Raw genomic sequence first — 24,092 nt, forward strand, 5'->3', positions numbered from 1 at the left:
TATCACATTAGAAATTGTATAATAAAATATTGTTTTCTATAAATAAAACATCTTTCTAAATGAACAAAAATGTGGTTAATAAATAGTTATGATTTGTTCTCATTTTTTGATAGAAAGGATTTTAGTATGACAGAAAATGATATTCTTTTGACAGACCGTGAAAGTGCAAAATTGCTTCATATGAGTGTCTCAACATTCCGCCGTCATGTTACCAATGGCTCTTTGCCAAAACCTTTAAAATTTGTTTTTTTATCCCGTTGGTTACAATCAGATCTTTTGAATATCATCGAACAAGCAAAACAGCAACGTTATAACGACGCGGCATAAAAAAAACCTTGTCACGTAAGGACGGACAAGGCTTTTCATTTTCACACGAAGCTTATGAAATGAAAAATCCATCCTGTGACGCAAGCAACAGAATAAAAAATTATGTTTTCTTTTATGAATGCTCAAGGCATTACAAATGCCTTGCGTGGGGGATGATATGGGCGTTATGGAACAGCCCGTTGTCCAGCTCATGATGATAAGTTACCTAGTTTATCCCTTGTCAATGGCTCTATAAGACATAAAGCCCGAATAAATTAGAAAAAAATCAAAAAATTTCAAAAGCGAGAGGTTGTTTTATTATTTTTGATAACTTCTGTAATCGTCCAAGAGGACGTTCTCCTAATAACTCAGCATAATTCTTTGGGATCTGCAAGATAATATGATCTGCTTTTTTATGCCACAATAAATGAGGTAAAATTCCTGCAACAGAAGCACTAAAAAGATGAGCAATACGCATAGTTTCGCCAAGAATACGTGCTTTTTCAATTATATTTTGAGTTGCTAATTGGAAAATGGGAAGAGATTCTTTATCAACCAATAAACTCGTATTGCGAAAAAAAACAGCAAGCGCCGCATAAAGGCGCCCTTCATGAGAAATTCCTGGATAAGATCCTAAAGCTATTTGGTTTGCTGCTTCATTGCCTCGATAATCTGGATGTATACGCCAACCAATATCCGCAAGAAGACAAGCGGCTTGACGATAACGACATTCATTTTCAGTTTCTGAAATTCCAAAAACTTCAAAAGCATTCGTCGTAAAATCAATGAGCTCTTCTGCTTGTTTTGGTGAACGTGCCCGTAAAATAGCCATTTCTGTGCATGCTGCAATGAGAGGATCTGAAAGTCGAATCGCTTGCGGCAATCGTGAATAAAGAAAACCTTCACGAACGCCAGCACCAGAAAAAATTATCTTTTCAAACTCCATACACTGAATGAGTTCAATAAGAACGATTGCCCCATAAGATAAAAGTTTCCGACGATTCTGAGAAATCGCTGCAATCCCTCTCATATTATCAATATTGCCACGTGCTACAAGACGTAAAAAGTTTTTCATTTCAAAGGCTTCAACTTCATAGCCATGCATAACAGGGAGCCGATAGTGTTTCATTGCCATATGGAGTTTTGCCAAATTACGCCATGTCCCTCCTACTGCATAAAAATAACGCGCGATACCTTTACGAGTACGCACAACAGATGATTTATAAAGTTGCTCATGTACAATTTTTGTAGCTAAAGCACTATCATTATTTGACATATACTGTAACCTTAAACCACCTAATGGGAGAGTTATCCCTTCACCCACATCAGAATGATCAATATCAATCAGCTCAAGACTTCCACCACCAAGATCCCCAGAAATACCTTTTGGTTGATAAAAAGTAGACACAACTCCATACGCTGAATACATAGCTTCTTCACTTCCTGAAAGAAGATATATTTTATTTTGCAAAATATCTTCAGCATACTGAATAAATGCTACGCCATTCTTTGCATCTCGTGCTGCTGCTGTTGCTAAAGTATAAACCTCATCTGCCCCAATCTGTCGACAAAGCGTACGAAACCGTTTCAGTGTTTGCAACGCCATTTTCATCGATTTTTCTTCTAAAAATCCCGTTTTTGCTACACCATGACCGAGACCACAAAGAATTTTTTCATTAAACAAAACTGTTGGTGACCGAACAAGCCCCTCATAAATAACCAACCGAACAGAATTTGAGCCAATGTCAATAACAGCAACAGGCTTACGCCCTTTTAACCGACCTTGAGCATCTCTATATGTCATTGGATTTTAGTCTTTATGTATTTCGGCTTGTTGCCGACGCAACGCAACCAAGCGCGAAACAGAGGACTCAAAAGACTCATTTTCCCCTGCAAAACTTGTATTGGCCATAAAATACTCCTGCGCATTAAATAGACTTTCACCTATCTGCGGCGTAATACGTTTTGATGTTCCATCCTTAAGTATATCAAAGCTTTGTTGATTATCAATAATATTAGCTAACATAATCTGTAAAAGAATTTTTTCACGCACTATTTTATTAAAAACTGGAAACAATATTTCAATACGATAGTCCAGATTACGAGGCATCATATCAGCAGAGCCTAAGTAAACAAGTGCATTTTCATTAGGCAAATCTTGGCCATTCCCAAAACAAAAAATGCGACTATGTTCAAGAAAACGCCCAACAATTGATTTTACACGAATATTATCTGAAATTCCTAGAATACGAGGACGTAAACAACATATCCCCCGCACAACCAAATCAATTTGCACCCCTGCTTGACTGGCACGATATAAAGCATCAATAACTTCAGGATCAACCAATGCATTAACTTTCATCCAAATAGCAGCAAACCTTCCCTGTTGTGCATGAGCAATTTCTCCCTCAATATGCTCTAAGATACGACCACGCAATGTTAAGGGTGAAAAAGCAATTTTCATTGTTTCATTCGGACGCTCATATTGCGCAATATAATTGAACAATAACGCAACATCATGAGTAATATCATCATCCTTGGAAAAAAAAGAAAGATCGGTATAAGTTTTAGCGTTAATGGGATGATAATTTCCTGTTCCAAGATGAACATAAGAACAAAGACGTTTTCCCTCACGTCTCACAACCAATGACATCTTAGCATGAGTTTTTAATGCAATAAAACCAAAAATAACATGAACCCCAGCGCATTCAAGATCCCGTGCCCAACGAATATTTGCTTCCTCATCAAAACGTGCTTTAAGTTCTACCAAAGCAGTCACAGACTTTCCCTGTTCAGCTGCTTCAATCAAAGCGCCAACAATTGGACTATCATTTGATGTACGATAAAGTGTTTGTTTGATTTCCACAACATCAGGATCGCAAGCCGCTTGACGTAAAAATTGGACAACAACATCAAATGTCTCATAGGGGTGATGAATCACAATATCATTTTCGCGAATAGCTGCAAAACAATCCCCTTTATGTTCACGAATACATTCTGGAACACGAGAAATATAAGGAATAAATTTGAGATCATCACGAGGAGTAGAAACAATTTCTGATACCGTATTAAGCGCTAAAAATCCATCAAGAACATTAATACAATTATCAGGAACAGCAAGACTATTCGCTATAAACTGGCGTAAACTCTCTGGCATTTTTGCATCAAACTCAACACGAATAACCTGCCCACGGCGGCGCCTTTTGAGAGCAATTTCAAAAAAATGAACAAGATCCTCAGCTTCTTCTTCGACTTCAATATCACTATCTCGGATTACTCTAAATGTACCAATTCCTTTAACCTCATAGTTAGGAAATACATGTTTAATAAAAAGGCAAATAACACCTTCAGATGCAATAAAACGAAAATGATTACCCTCTTGAGGAAGAAGAATAAAACGCCTCAAAAGCATTGAAATAGACAACAACACTGTGTGTGAATTCTGATCAGTTTCTCCAGACAATTGAAGCGCAATAGAAAGCCCTAAATTAGGAATAAATGGAAAAGGATAAGTAGAATCAACAGGCAAAGGTTTTAAAACAGGCAAAATTGTCTCAAGAAAATATTTTTCAAGCCATGATTTTTCAATTTCTGAAAGATCATCAGAACAAATAATTTCAATATCATTCTTTTTTAATTCATCACGTAAAATGTTCAATTCTCGTAGTTGGTGAACCTGCAGCTTTGAAATCTCAGCTAATACAATATCAAGTTGCTCCTGCGGAGTGTGCCCATCTGCACTGCACGCTGTAACGCGAGCACGAATTTGAGCTGCTAGCCCTGCAACACGAACCATAAAAAACTCATCAAGATTTGCAGCTGAAATAGAAAGAAATTGTAGACGTTCTAATAAAGGATGTTTTGAATTAGCCGCTTCCATCAAAACACGATTATTAAATTGTAGCCATGAAAACTCTCGATTAATAAACCGTACCGGATTTTTCATTGTTATATTCGATATAGAAATTTTATCTACCACCCTCTGTTCCATATATCCTAAATAATTTTCTTTTATATTTTCTAAAATCCTTGACGAAATATCTCACATAACATTTTATAATATGTTATCATCATGATAATATATCAATGCCTAACTTTCCTCATCATATTTTCATTTAATATTAAAAAATACTTGGAATTATTTCTATGCGCAAAGTGCTAAAAACCTGACTATTATTCTAATATAGCATAAAGGAGGAGAAATTTGTCTTAAAAAGCAGCTTGCATTATTATAAGCTTTATTACAAACTCACGCCTATAAAATAGAAGAGCCAAATTATAGCTGATGAGACAATTTATTCTGGAGTTTGTACGCCATGGCTGATCATAACATTCCACATTTCCAAAATGACCTTGGATATAAAACAATCGAAATTGGTGTGAAAGAATTTATGTGTGTAGGTGCTACACAACCATTCGATCATCCTCATATCTTTATCGATATGGGAACAGCAGATGAGAAAATTTGCCCCTACTGCTCAACCCTTTATCGTTATGTTCCCTCGCTATCATACGATCAAACAAACCCAACAGGATGTTTATATCATCCAGAAAAGCTATTATAATTGCGTTTTTTAGCTTTCTTAATAACCACTCTTTTAATTCTACTTTAATATGAAATCATTTGTGAACCAATCACCTATCATTATTGGAGGAGGAATTGCAGGTTTAAGCACCGCTTTAGCACTCGCTCATAAAGGAATTACAAGCACCATTATCGAAAAGTGTAAGCAACTTGAAACAATAGGCGCTGGTATTCAACTGACACCAAATGCAACATCTATTCTTGCTCGCTGGAAACTTCTTAACAAACTCATTGAAGTCGCTACAATCCCACATTTTCTTGAGTTAAAAGATGGATTATCTCTAAAAATACATCTACGGGCTCATCTTATTAATCTAACAGAAAAATATTGGAAAGCCCCTTATATGACGATTCACCGAGCGGCTTTACAAAAAATTTTATATAATGCAGTGATGGAAAATCCTTTGATCAAATACAAAGCAGGCGAAACGATTGTATCTTCTACCCAATCTGCAACCAACATTAAAATACAAACAATAAAAACAGATACAACAACAGAACAGATTCATTCAACCCCTCTCCTGATCGGATGTGATGGCGTTTGGTCAACATTAAGGCAACAATCTCCTTTTCATGAAAAAGCAAATTTTAGTGGCTTTATTGCTTGGCGTGCAACAACAACATTTGACAATCTTCCTCAAAACTTTCGTTCTTCATTGCAAAATATGAAGACAATTACGGCTTGGATGGGACCCCAAAATCATCTTGTTGTCTACCCCATTCAATCGTCAGAAAAAATTTTTAATTTTGTCGCCATCACAAATGGAGAAAATTCAAAAGAAGGATGGGCTCATAAAGGAGATAAAGAAAAACTCAAATCTCTTTTTAAAGATTGGAATTCAAAAATCTTACAAATCTTTGATCATATTGATGAATGGAGTTATTGGCCACTCTTTCAAATGAAACAAAATCGTTTTATCGGCTTAGAGAGACAAGTATTTGTTGGCGATTGCGCACATGCTGCCTTACCTTTTGCAGCTCAAGGGGCCGCTATGGCAATCGAAGATGCTGCTACATTAGCTGAAGCACTTTCATTGAAAGATTTTTCATTAATGAAAGCACTTTCGCTTTACGAAACAACACGCACCCCCCGTATTGTAGCAGTAAAAAAACGCGGAGATTTCAACAGATTAGCCTATCACGCAACCGGTCCTATAGCAATTGCACGCAATCTCATGATGAAAATTCGGACACCAGAGAGCATTATGTCAGATCTCAATTGGCTTTATATGTATGATGCGATGAATTCCATAAAAAATAATGATAAAAACTTATAAAATTCTTCCAGTACTTTGAATATTACGAAAGAAAGAGATTTTTTTAATTTTATGACGCTAAAAAAATATCATAATTTACTCAAATAAAAGCAATATTTTTCGAAACCTACAATCCAATCTTAAAAGCTGAATTTTTAGCTCTCCTAAAGCAAAAACACCACTCAAAATCAGCTTCCAGTCTTTAATCTTTCTTTAACTCAGTTCTACATCAACAACACCCTGAATTAATTTCATAGCATTTGCGACATGTGAATTTACCTTATATCGCTTAGGAAGCGCAATTTCGACTTCTCGCAATCCATTCTCTTGAATTAAAATAAGCCCAACCTCTCCATTCCCCCCAAGATTTAAATTTTGTTCAATTTGTGGAAGCATATCAACTGTTTTTATAAAGAGACGCATCATTTTATGCTGTTGCAATGATTCCTTTTCCAAAGACTGAATTGTTTCAATTCGCAAACTAACTCCTTCAGAACGATTTTCTGCACTCACCGTAATAATAAAAGATTTTCCGGGTTCTAACATCTCTTCATAATCCGATAGTGCCTCAGAAAAGAGAACAGCTTCATATTGTCCACTTGTATCAGAAAAATGAATAATTCCCATTTTTTTACCAGATTTTGTTTTGCGCACGTTTTTTGCCACAACAGTTCCAGCAAGCCGTGCAGCCGTTGCTCCTCCTTTAACGGCATTGGCAAAATTAACCCAAGTTTGAACGCGTTTTTTGTCCAAAATAGCTTGATATTCATCTAATGGATGCGCAGAAAAGTAAAAACCTATAGCTTGAAATTCTCGATAAAGTTTCTCAGCCGGCAACCAAGGGGTTGTTTGCGATAAAATCAATGGTTCTTTTAATCCGCCTGCCATTCCAAATATATCAACCTGCCCGCTAGAATTGTCATCGAGAATACGAAGTGCACGCGCATGAAGGGTTCCAAGATTGGCTAATAAAACCTCACGTGCAATGTTAAAACAATCAAAAGAACCAGCACAAACTAAACTTTCCATCGCACGCTTATTAACAATACGAGGATCAACACGCGCACAAAAATCCTCCAGATCCTTAAAAATCTTATTTCCACGACAAGCAACAATATGATCCACAACGGTTTCTCCCACACCTTTAATGGCAGCAAGAGAATAATAAATACAGTTATCACCAACCTCAAAAACACGATGAGATGTTTGTATAGAAGGTGCAATAACTTCAATACCAAGCCTTAATGCTTCACGCCGAAAATCATTAAGTTTATCTGTATTCGTCATATCATACATCATTGAAGCTGCTAAAAACTCAACGGGATAATTTGCTTTCATATAAGCTGTTTGGTAAGAAACAATTGCATAAGCAGCAGCGTGCGATTTATTAAAACCATAATCGGCAAATTTTGCTAAAAGGTCAAAGATAATATCAGCTTGATCTTTATCAACACCACCAGCAACAGCTCCATTGACAAAACGCGTACGCTGTTTTTGCATTTCAGCATGAATTTTTTTTCCCATAGCACGACGTAATAAATCGGCTTCTCCAAGCGAATAGCCAGCAAGCACCTGAGCAATCTGCATCACCTGTTCTTGATAGACAATAACACCTTGTGTTTCTTTGATTAAATGGTCTATTTTAGGATGAATAGAAGCAATTTCCTCTTCCCCATGTTTGCGTGCATTATAGGTTGGAATATTTTCCATTGGACCTGGACGATAAAGTGCGACCAGCGCAATGATATCTTCAATACGGTCTGGCTTCATTCCAATCAACGCCTTGCGCATACCAGAACTTTCCACCTGAAACACACCAACCGTTTCACCACGTGCCATCATAGCGTAGGTTGTTTCATCATTCAGAGGAATATTTGATAAATCTATTTTAATCCCCTTTCTGGCAACAAAATCGACTGCCATTTTCAAAACAGTAAGCGTTTTTAATCCAAGAAAATCAAATTTTACCAGTCCCGCCTGTTCAACATATTTCATGTTAAATTGTGTAACAGGCATATCAGAACGAGGATCACGATACATCGGGACAAGCTCCCAAAGCGGACGATCTCCAATAACAATCCCAGCAGCATGAGTCGAAGCATGACGATAAAGTCCCTCCAACTGAAGTGCTATATCTAATGCGCGTCCAACAACCGGATCTTTTTTCTTTTCCTCTTCAAATTTAGGTTCATCCTTAATAGCATCAGCCAATTCTACCTGACTTCCTGGCGTAGCAGGAATTAATTTTGTAAGATAATCCACCTGACGATAAGGAACTTCTAAAACACGCCCCACATCACGCAAAACCGCACGTGCCTGTAACTTACCAAAGGTAATAATTTGAGCAACTTGATCGCGTCCATATTTTTTTTGAACATATTGAATAACTTCTTCGCGCCGCTCTTGACAAAAATCGATATCAAAATCTGGCATCGAAACACGATCTGGATTGAGAAAACGTTCAAAGAGAAGAGAAAACCGCAAGGGATCAACATCAGTAATCGTCAATGCATAAGCAACAAGTGAACCAGCACCAGAACCCCGTCCTGGTCCAACGGGAATATCATGAACCTTTGCCCATTTTATGAAATCGGAAACGATAAGAAAATATCCAGAAAATTGCATACGCGTAATAACTGAAATTTCATAATCAAGTCGCTGCTCATAATCTGCAATCGTATACCCTTCAGCCAATCCAATTGTTTCAAGCCGCATCTTCAAACCAGCTTTAGCCTGATTTAACAACTCACTATCTTCTACTTCCAAAGTATTTTCTGAATTAGCAGATTGTTCTATAAAACGAGGCAATATCGGTTTTCGAAGAGGTGTGGCAATATGGCAACGCAATGCAATTTCAACACTATTTTCTAAAGCTTCTGGAAGATCCGAAAACAGTGTAACCATTTCATCTTGTGACTTCAAATAATGATCTGGCGTCACACGTTTACGATCTGGATTAGAGACTATTTGTCCTTCTGAAACAGCCATCAGCGCATCATGCGCTTCATACCCCTCTCTCTTCAGAAAAAAGGCTTCATTTGTTGCAACAAGAGGAATTTCATGTGCATAAGCCAATTCAATAAGATCAGCCTCTACTCTCCGGTCATAAGAACCATGCCGTTGTAATTCCACATAAAGACGATCAGCAAAAGATTTTTTCAAATAAATTAAGCGCTCAACAGCATGTTCTTTTTTCTCTTCCGTCAAAGAAAGATTAATAGGTCCTCCCTTGCCTCCCGTTAAAGCAATTATTCCTTCACTGTATGCCGACAACCAATTAGCTTTAATATGAGGAGGATCGGTATCACATTTATCAAGATAAGCACGGCTGACAAGACGAACCAAATGAGCATAACCGGTTTCGCTAGCAGCTAAAAGAACAATAGAGCAAAAATTAGCAGAATTACGCCATTTAGCCAAACCTGAATGATCATTTTCATCACAAAAATCAACAGCAAGCTGACAACCAATAATAGGTTGAACCCCATGAGAAAGACAATGCTGCGAAAATTCCAAAGCACCAAATAAATTATTGGTATCGGTAATAGCAACCGCTGGTGCATGATCTGAAATCGCCTGTTGAATAATTTGAGGGATTTTTAAAGCCCCTTCGAGTAAAGAATAAGCTGAATGCACTCTCAAATGAATAAAGCGAGGAAGAGAATTTTTGTTCTCTTGCATTTTATTTTTATTTTTTACCACTCTCACAATTTCCCACTACAAAATAAATGCCAAACAGCACCCCTTATAAAAGAAAAAAACTATTATTTATCATAACTTTAAAGCTATAAGTTCATCATTCTACATAGAAGCAATATCCCAATTTTATTAATATTTATAAGAGAGTTCTATCAAGAAAAGGCTTCTATTCACAGCAAATAAATATCTAAAATAAAAAGAAAAACAATATACCTCACCTAAGCACTTTAATTTTTACACCCTTTTATTGTATTTATCTTTAAATATTAATTTTTCTTCCTAAAATTCAATGTGTAAGTAAAGCAACTTCCTCTTTATGACTTTATCCCCAAGAAGCTCTTCTAAAGGTCTAGAAAAAACAAAAAGAGCAGGTTAAATTTGCTTATGCCTCCAAATCTTCTTACCCCTCTTTTTAATTCTATTCGAACTCTTTCTGGTATTACACCTAAAACCTATGGTTTACTGACCAAACTCTTAAATGTTAATCCTACACAACGCGAAGCAACCCTTATTGATCTTCTTCAATTAATGCCTCATTCCGTCATAGACCGCAGAATATGTCCCAGCATTGCTTGTGTAAAAGAAGGAGACACTGTTACGCTCGAAATTATCATCGATCAACATCAACCACCGCCCCGTGGTCACAACAAAATCCCCTATCGTGTTATTGCCCATGATCAAACAGGAAAAATAAATTTAGTCTTTTTTCACGCTCAACCTCTTTGGCTAAAAAAACAACTCCCCGAAGGAAAAAAAGTCACTGTATCAGGAAAAGTTGAATGGTTTAATGGACAATTTTCAATGGCGCATCCCGACTATATTGCTCCAAGCGAACAATCAAATCAGATTCCTCTCATCGAACCTGTCTATCCCTCTACTGCAGGACTAGCTGCAAAAACACTAAGACGCGCCATACAAAACGCTCTTGATTTTATTCCTCTCCTCCCAGAATGGATAGATGAAAATGTGAAAAAGCAGCAAAATTTTTCTTCTTTTTCTGTTGCTTTACACCGTATCCATGCGCCCATTAATCCCGATGATCTATCTTTAGAAAGTACAGCACGCAAACGTCTTGCCTATGATGAATTGCTCGCTTGTCAATTGGCGCTAGGACTCGTGCGTTTGAAAACCAAATCTCTTGTTAGCACTTCTCGACCTTCAACAGGAATTTATACTAAAAAATTGCTTAATGTCCTCCCCTTTCAACTCACAACCGGACAAAAAAAAGCAGTAGAAGATATCGCAAATGATCTTGCTTCATCAGAACCGATGCTAAGACTGCTTCAAGGTGATGTAGGCGCAGGAAAAACTGTTGTTGCATTGATGGCAATGGCACAAATTGCTGAAAATTCAGGACAATCAGCTTTAATGGCACCAACAGAAGTGCTTGCCAGGCAACATTTTGCCACCATTGCTCCTCTTGCCGAAAAGGTCGGATTACAAACAACTCTTTTAACAGGACGAGAAAAAGGAAAATTGCGGACAAATATCTTGAATGATATTCAATCAGGTCACGTTTCTATTGTCATCGGAACCCATGCTCTCATACAAAACAGCGTCACTTATAACAATCTTGCCTTAACCATTATTGATGAACAACACCGTTTCGGTGTCCATCAACGTATTGCTCTTACAGAAAAAGGCAATAAAGCTGATATGCTGGTTATGACCGCCACGCCCATTCCGCGCACACTTGTCTTAACAGTTTTTGGTGATATGGATGTATCTAAAATTACCGAAAAACCAATGGGACGACAACCCATTACAACAGCAATGCTTTCTTTGAAACGTCTTCATGAGCTTATAGAGCGAATCGCAATTGCATTAGAAAAAGGAGAAAAGCTCTATTGGATTTGTCCTTTAGTGGAGGAATCGACAGCTCTTGATCTCACTTCAATTGAAAACCGCTTTGCATTTCTCCATGAACGCTTTGGTGCACACGTTGGTATGATCCATGGGAAAATGTCTACAACAGAAAAAGAAGCCGCTATGGCATCTTTTAAATGTGGAAATACACGTATTTTAGTTGCAACTACTGTTATTGAAGTGGGAGTAGATATTCCAGATGCTTCGATCATTATCATAGAACATGCGGAACATTTTGGCCTTTCACAACTGCACCAATTACGTGGACGTGTAGGACGAGGCGATAAAAAATCTTCCTGCATTTTGCTTTATAAAGATCCACTGACTAAAACAGCAGCAACACGCCTTAATATTATCCGCAATACAGAAGATGGTTTTGAAATCGCTGAAGAAGATTGGCGCCTACGAGGCGAAGGAGAGCTTTTAGGTACAAAACAATCCGGAGTCCCTGAATTTCATATAGCAAACCTTGCTGTTCATAGTGATCTTTTGTCAATGGCAAGAAAAGATGCACGTTTATTTTTACAACGCGATCCTCATCTTTCTTCTCAGCAAGGACAAGCTTTACGATTGCTCCTTTACCTTTTCGGACACAACGATGCTGCTCGCCTCTTGCGAGCAGGATAACAAAGACCCTCTAATAAAAAAATAAAATACCTCTCTGTTCAAATACGGTTTTCTCTCTTAGAATAACCCATAAATGATCTACGCAATCCCTTACCATCTTTATGTTTCATGAAAGAGTAACAACTCGACAACAGCGTCTTTTCTCTCAATCTGATTTACTCTTGCATGAAAAGAGTAGAAGCGATATTGCATCTTATTTTATCATTATATTCACATAGCTGATCCATTTTTTGACAGGTAGAAAATATTTTTTGTTTTATCGTAAAGAATTTAGAACGAAAAATCCTGTCTCCGGTATCCTCGTTCAACAGAGAAAAGTGGAAAAATAAGCTATCATTATAAATCAATTTCTTATACTTGATTGTTCTCCAAAAGATTCAGAAATATACTTTTATTCAACCGTGACTGATTTTGCTAAATTACGGGGTTGATCGACATCTGTTCCTAATAAAACAGCCGTATGATAAGCGATTAACTGAACAGGGAGTGCATAAATGATAGGAGTAATAAATTCTGGAACATCTGGCAAAGTGATCGTTGATAAAGTGTTAAGACAAGCTACTTCTGCTCCCCTTTTATCGGTTATTAAAATAATACGACCATTACGCGCACCCACTTCTTGCATATTAGAAAAAGTTTTTTCAAACCACCGATCATAAGGTGCAACAACAATAACGGGTATTGTCTCATCGACCAGAGCAATTGGTCCATGCTTCAACTCACCCGCCGCATAACCTTCAGCATGAATATAAGACAGCTCTTTCAGTTTAAGGGCTCCCTCCAAAGCAATCGGATAAGAAGTCCCACGTCCCAGATAAAGAACACTTTTTGCATTCACCAAATTACGACAAATACATTCAACTTTGCTCTCTAATTTTAAGACCTCGTTTAAAATACGTGGAACTTCTGCCAACTGTTGAACCAACTGCTGTTCCATTTGAACCGAGAGACAACCACGTTGTTTAGCAGCACTAAGTGCTAATGAAGCAAGTGTTGCCAATTGACAGGTAAAAGCTTTTGTTGAAGCAACACCAATTTCCGGTCCGGCAAGTGTTGGGAGAATAAAATCAGCCTCTCTTGCCATTGTTGATTGCTCTACATTCACAATTGTTGCTGTTTTTACACCCCGCTCACGACAATAACGCAAAGAAGCCAATGTGTCAGCTGTCTCACCAGATTGAGAAACAAACAGCGACAACACATCAGAGGTTATCGGAGGTTCACGATAACGAAACTCCGAAGCAACATCATTATCAACACTTAAAGCGGCAAATTTCTCAAACCAATAGCGCGCAACTAAGGTTGAATAATAAGCCGTTCCACAACTCGCAAAAAGGAGACGATGAATATTTTTCCAATCAATCAAATTCTTAAAAGGTCGAACGGCATAATTTCCAAGATCAAGATAATGCGCCAAATTATGAGAAATTACTTCAGGTTGTTCAAACATTTCCTTGTGCATAAAATGGCGATGATTACCCTTAGAAATCAATAAAGCCTCCTCAAGTAATGTTGTCACAGGACGTTTTACCGGTTGATTATATACATCGTAAATTGTGACTCCTTCCCGTGTGAAAACAGCCCAATCCCCATCTTCCATATAGCTAATATGATCAACGAATGGTGCCAAAGCAATCGCATCTGACCCCACAAAAAATTCATCTTTTCCATAACCAATTGCCAGAGGTGGACCAGAACGAGCCGCAATCATAAGGTTATCTTCACCTTCGAAAATAAGAACAATAGCAAAAGCCCCCTGCAGTCTTTTCCAACTGGTACGCATAGCTTCTTGCGGAGAAAGACCATCTTTTAATGCACGCGTTATTAAATGTGCAATAACTTCCGTATCCGTCTCTGTTTCAAAGATATAACCATCTTCTATGAGTTCCTTTTGCAATTCTACAAAATTTTCAATAATACCATTATGAACAATCGCAAGCTTTTCAGTCACATGGGGATGCGCATTGCGTTCAACAGCAATTCCATGCGTAGCCCAACGGGTATGACCAATCCCTAAACTTCCCTCCAGAGGTGTTTTTTTTAATTTTTCTTCTAAATGAACGAGCTTCCCCTCAGCACGTACACGATAAAGATGCCCATTATAGACTGTTGCCACCCCAGATGAATCATACCCTCTATATTCAAGACGTTTTAACCCCTCAACCAAAGAAGACGTAACACACCTCTTTCCAAGAATTCCAATAATTCCACACATTAAAAAGCTCCAACCCACATCTTTAAGATTTAAATCTTATAAAACAATCCAACAGCCTTTATTTAAAACTATAAATAATAAAATAATTCAAACATGGAGTACGGCAATCTTTAAGAATAAACATTCTATCGATTATCAGATTAACACGAAACAAAGGAATAGACTGAAAATAATTATTTTTTCTGTTTGTTTTCTAACAAGCGCTCTCGAAATTTTGTCGCGTATCCCTCTTTTATAACCTGTCGTGCACGCCCAAAAGCCATACTGTTCATAGGAATATTTTCAGTAATAACACTTCCTGAAGCAACATAAGAGCCATCCCCTATTACCAATGGGGAAACAAGTGCTGTATTAGACCCAACAAAAGCATGATCACCAATCATGGTTTTATATTTGTTAAATCCATCATAATTGCAAGTAATTGTACCGGCTCCAATATTGGTATGTACACCAATTTCAGCATCACCAATATAACTTAAATGATTGATTTTAGAAGATTCTCCTATCTTAGCTTGTTTGACTTCACAAAAATTTCCAATCTTTACGGACTTCGCCAACTCTGTTCCAGGACGCAAACGTGCATAGGGACCAATCTGTGCATCTCTACCAACCACAGCACCTTCAAGATAACTAAATGCATGAATAACAGCACCAGATTGTACTTTTACGCTTAACCCAAAATAAACATTTGGTTCTATCACCACCCCTGGTTCAATTTCTGTATCATAAGAAAAATAGAGTGTTTCTGGTTTTAAGAGTGTAACACCCGATAACATTAAATCGCGCGCTTTACGTTTTTGCCACAAAGAATCAGCCTCAGAAAGCTCAAGACTGTTATTAATTCCTACAATATCTTCAAAAGGAACTTCAACAACACGCACATCTAATCCTTCGCGTGTTGCAAGAGAAGCAATATCTGTTAAATAATATTCTTTTTTCACATTGTTATTATCAACCTTCTCTAAAAGAGAAAGTGCATGTTTTCCACGCATAGCGAGTATTCCCCCATTACAAAAGGAAATCTTTTTTTCTTCCTCGCTCGCGTCTTTTTCTTCTACAATTGCGATCAATTGACCATTTTTCTCGAGGAGGCGCCCATAACCTGTTGGATCTTGGGTATGAAAGCCTGCAAAAATAACATCTGCTCCATCAGCAAGCTGTGCACGCATTTGGTGCAGTGAATCCTGCTGAATGAGAGGCGTATCCCCAAAAACAATGAGAACATCATCCACTTCCCTTTGCAAAGCTGAACGAGCAGATAAAACAGCATGAGCTGTTCCTAAACGCTCTTTTTGTTCAAAAATCATCACATCTTTTACAAATGACTGAACAACGTGCGTAACCTCTTTAGCACCAAATCCCACAACGACTGCTAATTGTGAAGAACCTGCCAATTCTATTTGTTTTAGAACATGGCATATAAGAGGCAATCCAGCAATTTTATGAAGTACCTTAGGCAGAGACGATTTCATGCGCGTCCCCTCACCTGCAGCAAGAACAATAGAAAGACAACTTCTAACCATAAAAACACATAAGACTAACGAGAAAATCCAAAAAAATTCATAATATCATGCCAACGAATATCTTCAATATAACTCAACGAAGGATAATGTTCTAAAAGCCAAAATGAAAGATCCTGCATAGAGCCTGTTAAAAATAAGATCCCTGTAAGAATAAGAAAAACACCAATAATTTTTTCAACTTTTCCTAAATGAATACGAAAAGCTCCTAAAAATCGCATAAAACTGCTCGAAAATAAAGCTGCCAACATAAAAGGAATAGCAAGACCTAATGCATAAACCGCTAACAGAACAGCTCCCTCTCCCACAGTTTCTTTTGTTCCTGCCAGCGTTATAATAGGACCTAAAATGGGCCCAATACACGGTGTCCAACCAAAGGCAAAAGCTAAACCAATAATATACGCCCCTAAAGGACCAGCAGGTGTTCTTTTGGTCTGAAAACGTGCTTCACGAAATAAAAAAGCGATCTTGAAAATCCCCAAAAAATTTAAACCAAAAATAATAATGACAATTCCTGCAGCAAGGGAAAACCAATCACGATAATAACTGATGAATTTCCCAATTGTGCTAGCACTGGCACCTAAAGCAACAAAAACAGTCGTAAATCCAAGAACAAAAGCAATAACAGAAGACAATAAAGCCCACCGTATAAAGACTTTCTCACCGTGATTTTCTGAACGAAAATCATCAATACCAATACCTGCCATATAGCATAAATAAGGAGGAACCAACGGCAAAACACAGGGCGACAAAAAAGAGAGTGCCCCAGCAAAAAACACACCAACTGTTGAAATTTCAATCAAAACTCATACCCCGTCTCTCATCATAGTTTACCCCCATAAACAACGATCAATCCACATCTTCATCAATTCGTTGCATATTTTGTTCATTCGCCACCACACTTATATCTTCATCATGACCAGAAACGACTGAAAAAACTTTTTGATAGATTTTATCTTTATTTTTAGCAATTGCAATATACTCTCCCTCCGCTAACACGAGTGAAACATAAGCACCAACTGTTTCATAAACGATATCACCAGAATCATTGGCAAGAGACCAACTTGTATCTGCAAGCGCTTCGCCTCCTTCTTGTCGTACCAGCTTTAAGACAATCTGAGCAGCCTGATGTTCAAGGGTAACTTCTGTCATTTTACCAGCATCCACTTGAATATCCGAACGAGCCGTCGCATTAATAGAACCATAGTGGGAAGCAACATGGTAGCGGCCAGCTTTTAAACGCACAACTGATTGGGGTTTAATATTTGATAAAATCACCCCCGTATCATCATTTTCTTTTTCATCCTCATAAATGGTAAAACGTAATTCCTTTTCATTCATTACGCCATTGAGCAATGTTGCATTAAAAATGACACCACCAGCCTCAAGATTAAAGTTTTTTACAAGATTCTGTCCATTTTCTAGGCGAATATGGCGTACAGAACTCATATGACCAAATGAGACATGAACAAGATAACTTCCTGGTTCGAGATTAAAACGTGCACTTCCCCCCTTATAGATTGCCACTAATGGTAATTTATTATCAATCCCTAGAATAGGGGCATAAACCCGCCAGACAAGCCCTTTTTCAATATTCGGATAACTATTTGTTAACCGAGCATTCAAAATGAGTTGTGTTTGAGATGCTAAATTTTCTTTTTCCTGCTCTTGAGACTTTACAATAAAACTCCTTGATTGTCCCTGCTGCTGATCTTTCCCTTCTCCTTCTTCAGAAAAAGCACAGTGGCTCCAAGTCAATAAAGTAAGCACCACGCACAACCATACACATCGGTGTGTTATTTTTATAAGAATACTCATTTTTACATTGTTGACCAACATGATATTTTTTTCAAGAAACAATATCACACAGCCATCATTTTAAATTGAAAAACTTACACCACAACCACATGATGAAACAGCATTGGGATTGTGGATTTGAAAAGACTGTCCCATAAGATCATCAACAAAATCAATCTCAGCTCCTTCCATGAAAGGAAGTGATAGTAAATCAATAAACACAACTGCCCCATCTTTTTTAAGAACGAGGTCATCTTCACACATTTCAGAAACCAAGTCATATTTATAAGAAAAACCAGAACACCCACCACCTTCAACAGAAATACGCAATGCTATTTTATCGGGTTCACGCAAAAGTATCTCTGCAATTTTTTTGGCAGCAGCATCTGAAAGTTTCACATTCATTTTATATATCCTTGCATTAAACCATCAAGAAAGAGTATCCCATACTCAAAGAGAAGTTTATTTTTCATAAACCACTCTCAATTTTAAGATGATAATGGGCAGCTTGCAATGGATATAGGCAATATCAACTTCAATTACCAATCTCGAGCAGTGTACAGTGCTCATCCGCAAACAAGCCGTGGTCGATTATTCTATGAAACGATGAGCACCACACGCTCGCCTTTTCAACGAGATAGAGATCGTATTATCCATTCTAATGCATTTCGACGTCTTAAACATAAAACGCAAGTATTTATTGCTGACGAAAGCGACCATTATCGTACTCGCCTAACCCATTCCATAGAGGTTTCTCAAATTGCAAGAACATTAGCCCGTGCCCTGTGTCTTGATGAAGACCTTGCCGAAGCCATTGCCCTTGTTCACGACTTTGGACATACGCCCTTTGGCCATGCTGGAGAAGATGCTCTTAATGAAGCCATGGTACATTATGGTGGCTTTGATCATAATGCACAAGCATTACGCATTGTCACAAAACTAGAACAGCGCTATGCAAATTTTGATGGACTTAATCTTACATGGGAAACCCTTGAAGGACTTGTAAAGCATAATGGTCCCCTTTTAGGTCCTCACGCGAAGGATAAGGAGGTTCCTATCGATATTTTACAATACAATGCAGAGCAAGACCTTGCACTCGATTGTTTTGCAGGACTAGAAGCGCAATGTGCTGCTATTGCAGATGATATCGCATACAATGCGCATGATATTGATGATGGTCTACGTTCGCAATTTTTAACACTTGATCAATTTGAACATGTTTCACTAACTGCAGCAATATTAAAAGATATAACAGATGAGCATCCCCAGCTCGACCGAGCGCGTCGCGGTTACACACTTGTACGAAGACAAATAACAACCATGGTTGAAGATGTTATCAAACAATCACAAGAAAATTTAGCACGCATCAAACCAACAAGCATAAACGATATTCACCAAGCAAAACAAACCATTGTCACCTTTTCACCAACAATGAGCGTTTATGAAAAAGAACTAAAAAACTTTTTATTTAAAAATCTTTACTACCATGAACAAGTTCTTAGTCGTCGCAATGCAGCAAAATGCATTGTACAAAAATTATTCAATTGTTATTATGAAAAACCAAATACAATGCCTGAAAGTTGGCAGAGCAAAACAGTGCACTTAAAAAATCAAGAGTTAGCACGTTTGATTGCTGACTTTCTTTCAGGCATGACAGATCACTACGCTCTACGTGAATATCACCGTTTATTTGACCATACAGATCATTTCGTTTAATGGCTTTTGGCATCATCATGGAAGCTAAATATGAATATCTTTAAAAACTTCGAAAAAAAAATTAAGAGATCAATTAAATTATCTGATATAAAAGAGAAAAATGGAGAAGATCTAGATTTATCAAAAATCACTGTTGATCCTCCGCGTGATTCCTCCCATGGTCATTTATCAACCAATGCTGCTATGGTGCTTGCAAAATCTATTGGAATCAATCCACGTGCACTTGCAGATAAAATCATAGAACTTCTTAAAAATGATTCCTCTATCGAAAATATAGATGTTGCCGGTCCTGGTTTTATAAACATAAAGCTTACAAAATTATTTTGGCAAGATACTATAAAATCCATGCTTGAATTAGGCACTTCTTATGGTCGCATCCCAATGGGACAAGGAAAACGCGTTAATGTTGAATATGTCTCAGCAAATCCGACAGGACCAATGCATGTAGGACACTGCCGCGGAGCGGTTGTTGGAGATGTTCTCTCTAATTTGCTGCAATTTACGGGCTATAACATTACGAAAGAATATTATATCAATGATTCTGGTCAACAAATAGAAGTCCTCGCCCACTCTGTCCTATTGCGCTATCGTGAGGCTCTTGGGCAAGAAATTAATGAAATTCCAGAAGGACTCTATCCTGGAGAATACTTGATACCATTGGGTCAATCGCTTGCTCAAGAGTTTGGTGATCAACTCCTCACGATGGATAAAGATGAAGCCTTATCTCTTGTGAAAGAACGTGCAATTCATGCAATGATGTCCATGATTCGCGAAGATTTGGCTGCTCTTAATATTTATCATGATATCTTTTTCTCTGAGCGAATGCTTTATGCAGATAATGCACGCGCCATTCGTAATACCATCAACGACCTCACTTTAAATGGTTATATCTACAAAGGAAAACTCCCCCCTCCCAAGGGACAAAATACAGAAGACTGGGACCCAAGCGAACAAACTTTATTCCGTTCAACAAATGTCGGTGATGACCAAGACCGTGTTTTAATCAAATCTGACGGTTCTTATACTTATTTTGCTGCTGATGTTGCTTATTTTCGGGATAAATTTAATCGTCATTTTGATGAAATGATTTATATTCTAGGCGCAGACCATGCTGGCTATGTAAAGCGGTTAGAGGCAATGGCAAAAGCAATTGCTGGGGATAAAGCTAAATTAAGCGTCTTCTTATGTCAATTGGTAAAACTTTTTCGCAACGGTCATCCTGTACGTATGTCAAAAAGAGCAGGATCTTTTGTCACTCTACGGGATGTTGTCGAAGAGGTTGGGCGTGATCCTGTGCGTTTTATGATGCTATACCGTAAGTGTGAAGCACCTCTTGATTTTGATTTTGCAAAAGTAACAGAACAATCAAAAGATAACCCCATCTTTTACGTACAATATGCAAGTGCACGTTGTCACTCAGTCTTTCGTCAAGCACAAGAAGCGCTCCATATTAAAAGCTTTTCAAATGATACATTAATCGCCCATCTTCATCGATTAACAGATGACTATGAAATATTGTTAATACGCAAACTTTCTGAATATCCACGTATCATTGAACAGTCCGTCATTCATAAGGAACCGCATCGATTAGCGTTTTATCTTTATGACCTTGCCTCCAGCTTTCACACCCACTGGAATAAAGGGAGTGAAAGTCTTAATTTACGCTTTATTCAACCTGATGATAAAGAGTTATCCTTTGCAAGATTGGGGTTGATACAAGCTGTTATCAATATTTTATCATCAGGACTTACCATCATAGGAGTCGAGGCACCAATAGAAATGCGTTGAAAAAGTTCTATAAATACATACAATAGGTACTCTATTGATAAACTTTTTCATGTATCCTTGCATGAGAGGGGGAAAATTTATAATTTTAATATAACAAATCAAAATCAACCATTGATTGCACGCAGATGCAAATCACCATGTGAGAAAAGCTATGAGCGATAACGATCGCAAAAATCTACACGAAACAAAACATGATCATGAACACCATGATCCTTTGGAAAGGCTTACGCGCATTTTTAATCCGCACAAACAAAGCGGGAACCAAAATGAGCAATCTTCTTTACAGACAGATCGATCAACATCTCAACCAGAAACATCATCCCATGATGATGATTTTGATTTGTCCTTTCTAGAAGAGGAACTTGAAAGTAATTTAACACATGACTTACCGTTTGATGATCAAAAAAAACAATGGGACTTGCATGCAACCAGCAACGCAACAGCCTCAGATATTGCACAAGCTGCTTCTTTCAACCATTCAAAACAAAATAATTTATCTGAAGAGAAATATTTTTCACCTAGCAGTCATGATGAAGAACAAATTTTAGATGCGCTTTCTCCATTACCAATCCCAAAGAATCAATCCCCTCAACAGAAAACAACAGTAAGCAGTACTGATCCTTTTCTTGAAAAAAGTAATCTTATGTCACAATCAGAATCAGAAAATTTCTTTTTTGATAAATCTGAAAGACGCGAAAACAAGAAAGAGATTCCAGAATCTGTTGAACGAACCAATCGTTTTTCACAAACAAATTCACAACAGCCTGAGTCTACAAATATACAACAAACTTATGATGACAATCAAAACCTCTATGACACTCCCATAAACCATCCCTATAAAATTTCAGCTGATCAAGAAAATTGGATCAAAAAAGATTATCCTGATGTCTCCTCTTCTACAGAGAAAGATAAGTTTTTCTCATCTTCTAACCTTATGTCAGAAAGACAAAACACTACAAGAAATCAAACAAAAAGTACCTTCTCCTCACCTTTGGATTCTCCACCAGTTGATAGACAATCTTATTTAAAGGGGGATTCACAAGAAGATCATACAACCAATTATCCCCATTTTTTTGAAGAAAACCCCTCACAACAAGAAACTTATAGCGAGAACGTTCCAATATATAATGAGGCTCCAGCCCAATACATCAATAACACCGAAGGTGCCTCTAACCCAAATAGAGAAATCTCATATACTGAAAATAATTCAGATGAGTTTTTTTCTTCATCAGCCTCTTTGAATACAAAACAAACAGATGGCTTTTTTGCCCATAACTATACGCACAGAGATACTCCCCCTCCCAATGTTGATACTTATAAATTTTCAGAGGAAATCGTAGAAAAAACTGGCCCTATTATGGTTCCAGAGGTCCCGTATGAAGCACCAGAATATGATGTGCCAACTAGTAGTAGTTTAGAAGAAGAATTTGCTGATGTACTCAATGTAGGAAATGTCCCTACGGATAATTTTTCTCAAAAACAACAGAAAAATGAGGTTTTTAGTGAAATTTTTCATCAGTCTATGCAAAATTCAAAAGAAGGTATTTATATAAACTCTAAAGAACAAAATTCCGACTATTTTTCTTCTGCCAATACGGAATATGATTTTCCCCCTTTTAGCGAGAATTCATCATACACAAGCGCAGATGAAGTTTCCACGCATCCACCAGCTCCTCCTCCCTTTAAAAGTTTTATTTTTGGTAAAACTTTTATTAGAGGTATTTTTATACTTATTTTAATAGGAATTGGGTTTGCTGGTTATTCTCACTTTTTTATGCCATCACAAAAAAATGAAGAAACGGTCATTATCCACGCTGATAATACGCCTTTTAAATTCAAACCAGAAACAACTGAACCGAAAAATGATGTTGCACATAATTTAGATATCTATAAACAAACAACTGAACAAAATGAAAAACAAGAAAATACACAACAATTTCTTATTGATAGCTCTGAACAACCTGAAAATTTAAAAGAATTAAATCCTGAAGAATCTTCAAACGTTTCATCTTCTTCTTTAAATGAATCTGATGTTGAAGATGCAGTCACAGAAGCTATAAACCATACTATTCCCACGCAAGAAGTACAAACTGTTATTGTAAATCAAGATGGTACAGTTACACTAGCTCCCGTGCATCAAACAAAGAGCAAAACTGCTTCTCAATCTGAAAAAAACATTGATCAAACTCCTAATGAACTTCAAGATTCGTCCTTTGTTTCGTCGCATGATTCTGATATAAATAATCAAGAAAGTGACCATGATCTCAAAAATAATATTGATAAAATAATCGCTGAAAATACTTCTAGCTCAAATAGTGAAGAAAAATTTATCCCTATTCCTTCTCATGCAGAAAGAAATACACAAGTTACAACACCCACCGCATCTCGCCCCACATCACCAAACAGAGTCGTAGCACAAAATTCAGAAAGTTATTACGTACAACTTGCATCTCAACCAACGCATGAGCTAGCTAGAAATTCTTTAAAAAATATGAAATCTAAATTTGGATTCCTTATCGGTGCCCGTTCTTTAAATATTCAACCCGCTTTTATACCAGGAAAAGGCACTTATTACCGTATTCGGATTCAAACGCAAGACCGTAATGAAGCCATAATCCTTTGTGAATCCATTAAAAGTTCTGGTGGAAGCTGCTTCATCACACGCTAAATAAATAATGCAACGGTTTTAACAACCGTTGCATTATTTATTTCCATAC

Annotated in this window: 15 protein-coding genes; 7 read left to right on the top strand and 8 right to left on the bottom strand. The window is 37.4% G+C overall.

Annotated features, from left to right (window positions below; translation table 11 throughout):
• Positions 1-126 precede the first annotated feature (126 nt).
• Positions 127-327: an AlpA family transcriptional regulator gene (locus PVV60_RS02020; RefSeq protein ID WP_273722740.1), complete on the top strand. Its 201-nt coding sequence runs from the start codon at positions 127-129 to the stop codon at positions 325-327.
• 265 nt (positions 328-592) lie between these two features.
• On the opposite strand, the gene ppx is transcribed toward PVV60_RS02020, so the two are convergent.
• Positions 593-2,110, bottom strand: coding sequence for an exopolyphosphatase (gene ppx, locus PVV60_RS02030; protein ID WP_273722742.1), 1,518 nt, complete (start codon positions 2,108-2,110; stop codon positions 593-595).
• Between the two features lie 6 nt (positions 2,111-2,116).
• Positions 2,117-4,297 (bottom strand): RNA degradosome polyphosphate kinase, encoded by a 2,181-nt coding sequence (locus PVV60_RS02035; protein ID WP_273722743.1) that lies wholly within the window; start codon positions 4,295-4,297, stop codon positions 2,117-2,119.
• Between the two features lie 325 nt (positions 4,298-4,622).
• Here PVV60_RS02035 and PVV60_RS02040 point away from each other — a divergent pair, with 325 nt between their 5' ends.
• Together PVV60_RS02040 and PVV60_RS02045 are read left to right on the top strand one after the other, a co-directional pair.
• Positions 4,623-4,871, top strand: coding sequence for a zinc-finger domain-containing protein (locus PVV60_RS02040; protein WP_273722745.1), 249 nt, complete (start codon positions 4,623-4,625; stop codon positions 4,869-4,871).
• Between the two features lie 49 nt (positions 4,872-4,920).
• Positions 4,921-6,168: an FAD-binding protein gene (locus PVV60_RS02045; RefSeq protein ID WP_273722747.1), complete on the top strand. Its 1,248-nt coding sequence runs from the start codon at positions 4,921-4,923 to the stop codon at positions 6,166-6,168.
• Between the two features lie 192 nt (positions 6,169-6,360).
• On the opposite strand, the gene dnaE is transcribed toward PVV60_RS02045, so the two are convergent.
• Complete coding sequence (dnaE, locus tag PVV60_RS02050) at positions 6,361-9,828, bottom strand: DNA polymerase III subunit alpha (RefSeq protein ID WP_275064986.1); 3,468 nt, start codon at positions 9,826-9,828, stop codon at positions 6,361-6,363.
• A gap of 402 nt (positions 9,829-10,230) precedes the next feature.
• Here dnaE and recG point away from each other — a divergent pair, with 402 nt between their 5' ends.
• Complete coding sequence (gene recG / locus PVV60_RS02055) at positions 10,231-12,339, top strand: ATP-dependent DNA helicase RecG (RefSeq protein WP_273722751.1); 2,109 nt, start codon at positions 10,231-10,233, stop codon at positions 12,337-12,339.
• A 391-nt stretch (positions 12,340-12,730) separates the two neighbouring features.
• Here recG and glmS read toward each other — a convergent pair whose 3' ends face one another.
• From glmS to PVV60_RS02080, 5 genes are all read right to left on the bottom strand, one after another.
• Positions 12,731-14,554, bottom strand: a complete 1,824-nt coding sequence (gene glmS / locus PVV60_RS02060) for a glutamine--fructose-6-phosphate transaminase (isomerizing) (RefSeq protein ID WP_273722753.1) — start codon at positions 14,552-14,554, stop codon at positions 12,731-12,733.
• Positions 14,555-14,727: 173 nt separating this feature from the next.
• The gene (gene glmU / locus PVV60_RS02065; RefSeq protein ID WP_273722755.1) at positions 14,728-16,077 is read right to left on the bottom strand and encodes a bifunctional UDP-N-acetylglucosamine diphosphorylase/glucosamine-1-phosphate N-acetyltransferase GlmU; all 1,350 of its coding nucleotides are present in this window, start codon (positions 16,075-16,077) and stop codon (positions 14,728-14,730) included.
• Between the two features lie 14 nt (positions 16,078-16,091).
• Positions 16,092-16,877 (bottom strand): cytochrome c biogenesis CcdA family protein, encoded by a 786-nt coding sequence (locus PVV60_RS02070; protein ID WP_273722756.1) that lies wholly within the window; start codon positions 16,875-16,877, stop codon positions 16,092-16,094.
• A gap of 46 nt (positions 16,878-16,923) precedes the next feature.
• Positions 16,924-17,913, bottom strand: a complete 990-nt coding sequence (locus tag PVV60_RS02075) for a carboxypeptidase regulatory-like domain-containing protein (protein ID WP_273722784.1) — start codon at positions 17,911-17,913, stop codon at positions 16,924-16,926.
• A 39-nt stretch (positions 17,914-17,952) separates the two neighbouring features.
• Positions 17,953-18,276, bottom strand: coding sequence for an iron-sulfur cluster assembly accessory protein (locus tag PVV60_RS02080; protein WP_273722758.1), 324 nt, complete (start codon positions 18,274-18,276; stop codon positions 17,953-17,955).
• A 108-nt stretch (positions 18,277-18,384) separates the two neighbouring features.
• On the opposite strand from PVV60_RS02080, the gene PVV60_RS02085 reads away from it, so the two are divergent.
• From PVV60_RS02085 to PVV60_RS02095, 3 genes are all read left to right on the top strand, one after another.
• Entirely contained in the window at positions 18,385-19,587 is a 1,203-nt protein-coding gene (locus tag PVV60_RS02085) for a deoxyguanosinetriphosphate triphosphohydrolase (RefSeq protein ID WP_273722760.1), read from the top strand.
• 30 nt (positions 19,588-19,617) lie between these two features.
• Positions 19,618-21,375, top strand: coding sequence for an arginine--tRNA ligase (gene argS / locus PVV60_RS02090; protein ID WP_273722762.1), 1,758 nt, complete (start codon positions 19,618-19,620; stop codon positions 21,373-21,375).
• A 151-nt stretch (positions 21,376-21,526) separates the two neighbouring features.
• Entirely contained in the window at positions 21,527-24,043 is a 2,517-nt protein-coding gene (locus PVV60_RS02095; RefSeq protein ID WP_273722763.1) for an SPOR domain-containing protein, read from the top strand.
• Positions 24,044-24,092 lie beyond the last annotated feature (49 nt).

Origin of the sequence: Bartonella sp. AU18XJBT, from assembly GCF_028618595.1 — a bacterium.
GTDB lineage: Bacteria > Pseudomonadota > Alphaproteobacteria > Rhizobiales > Rhizobiaceae > Bartonella.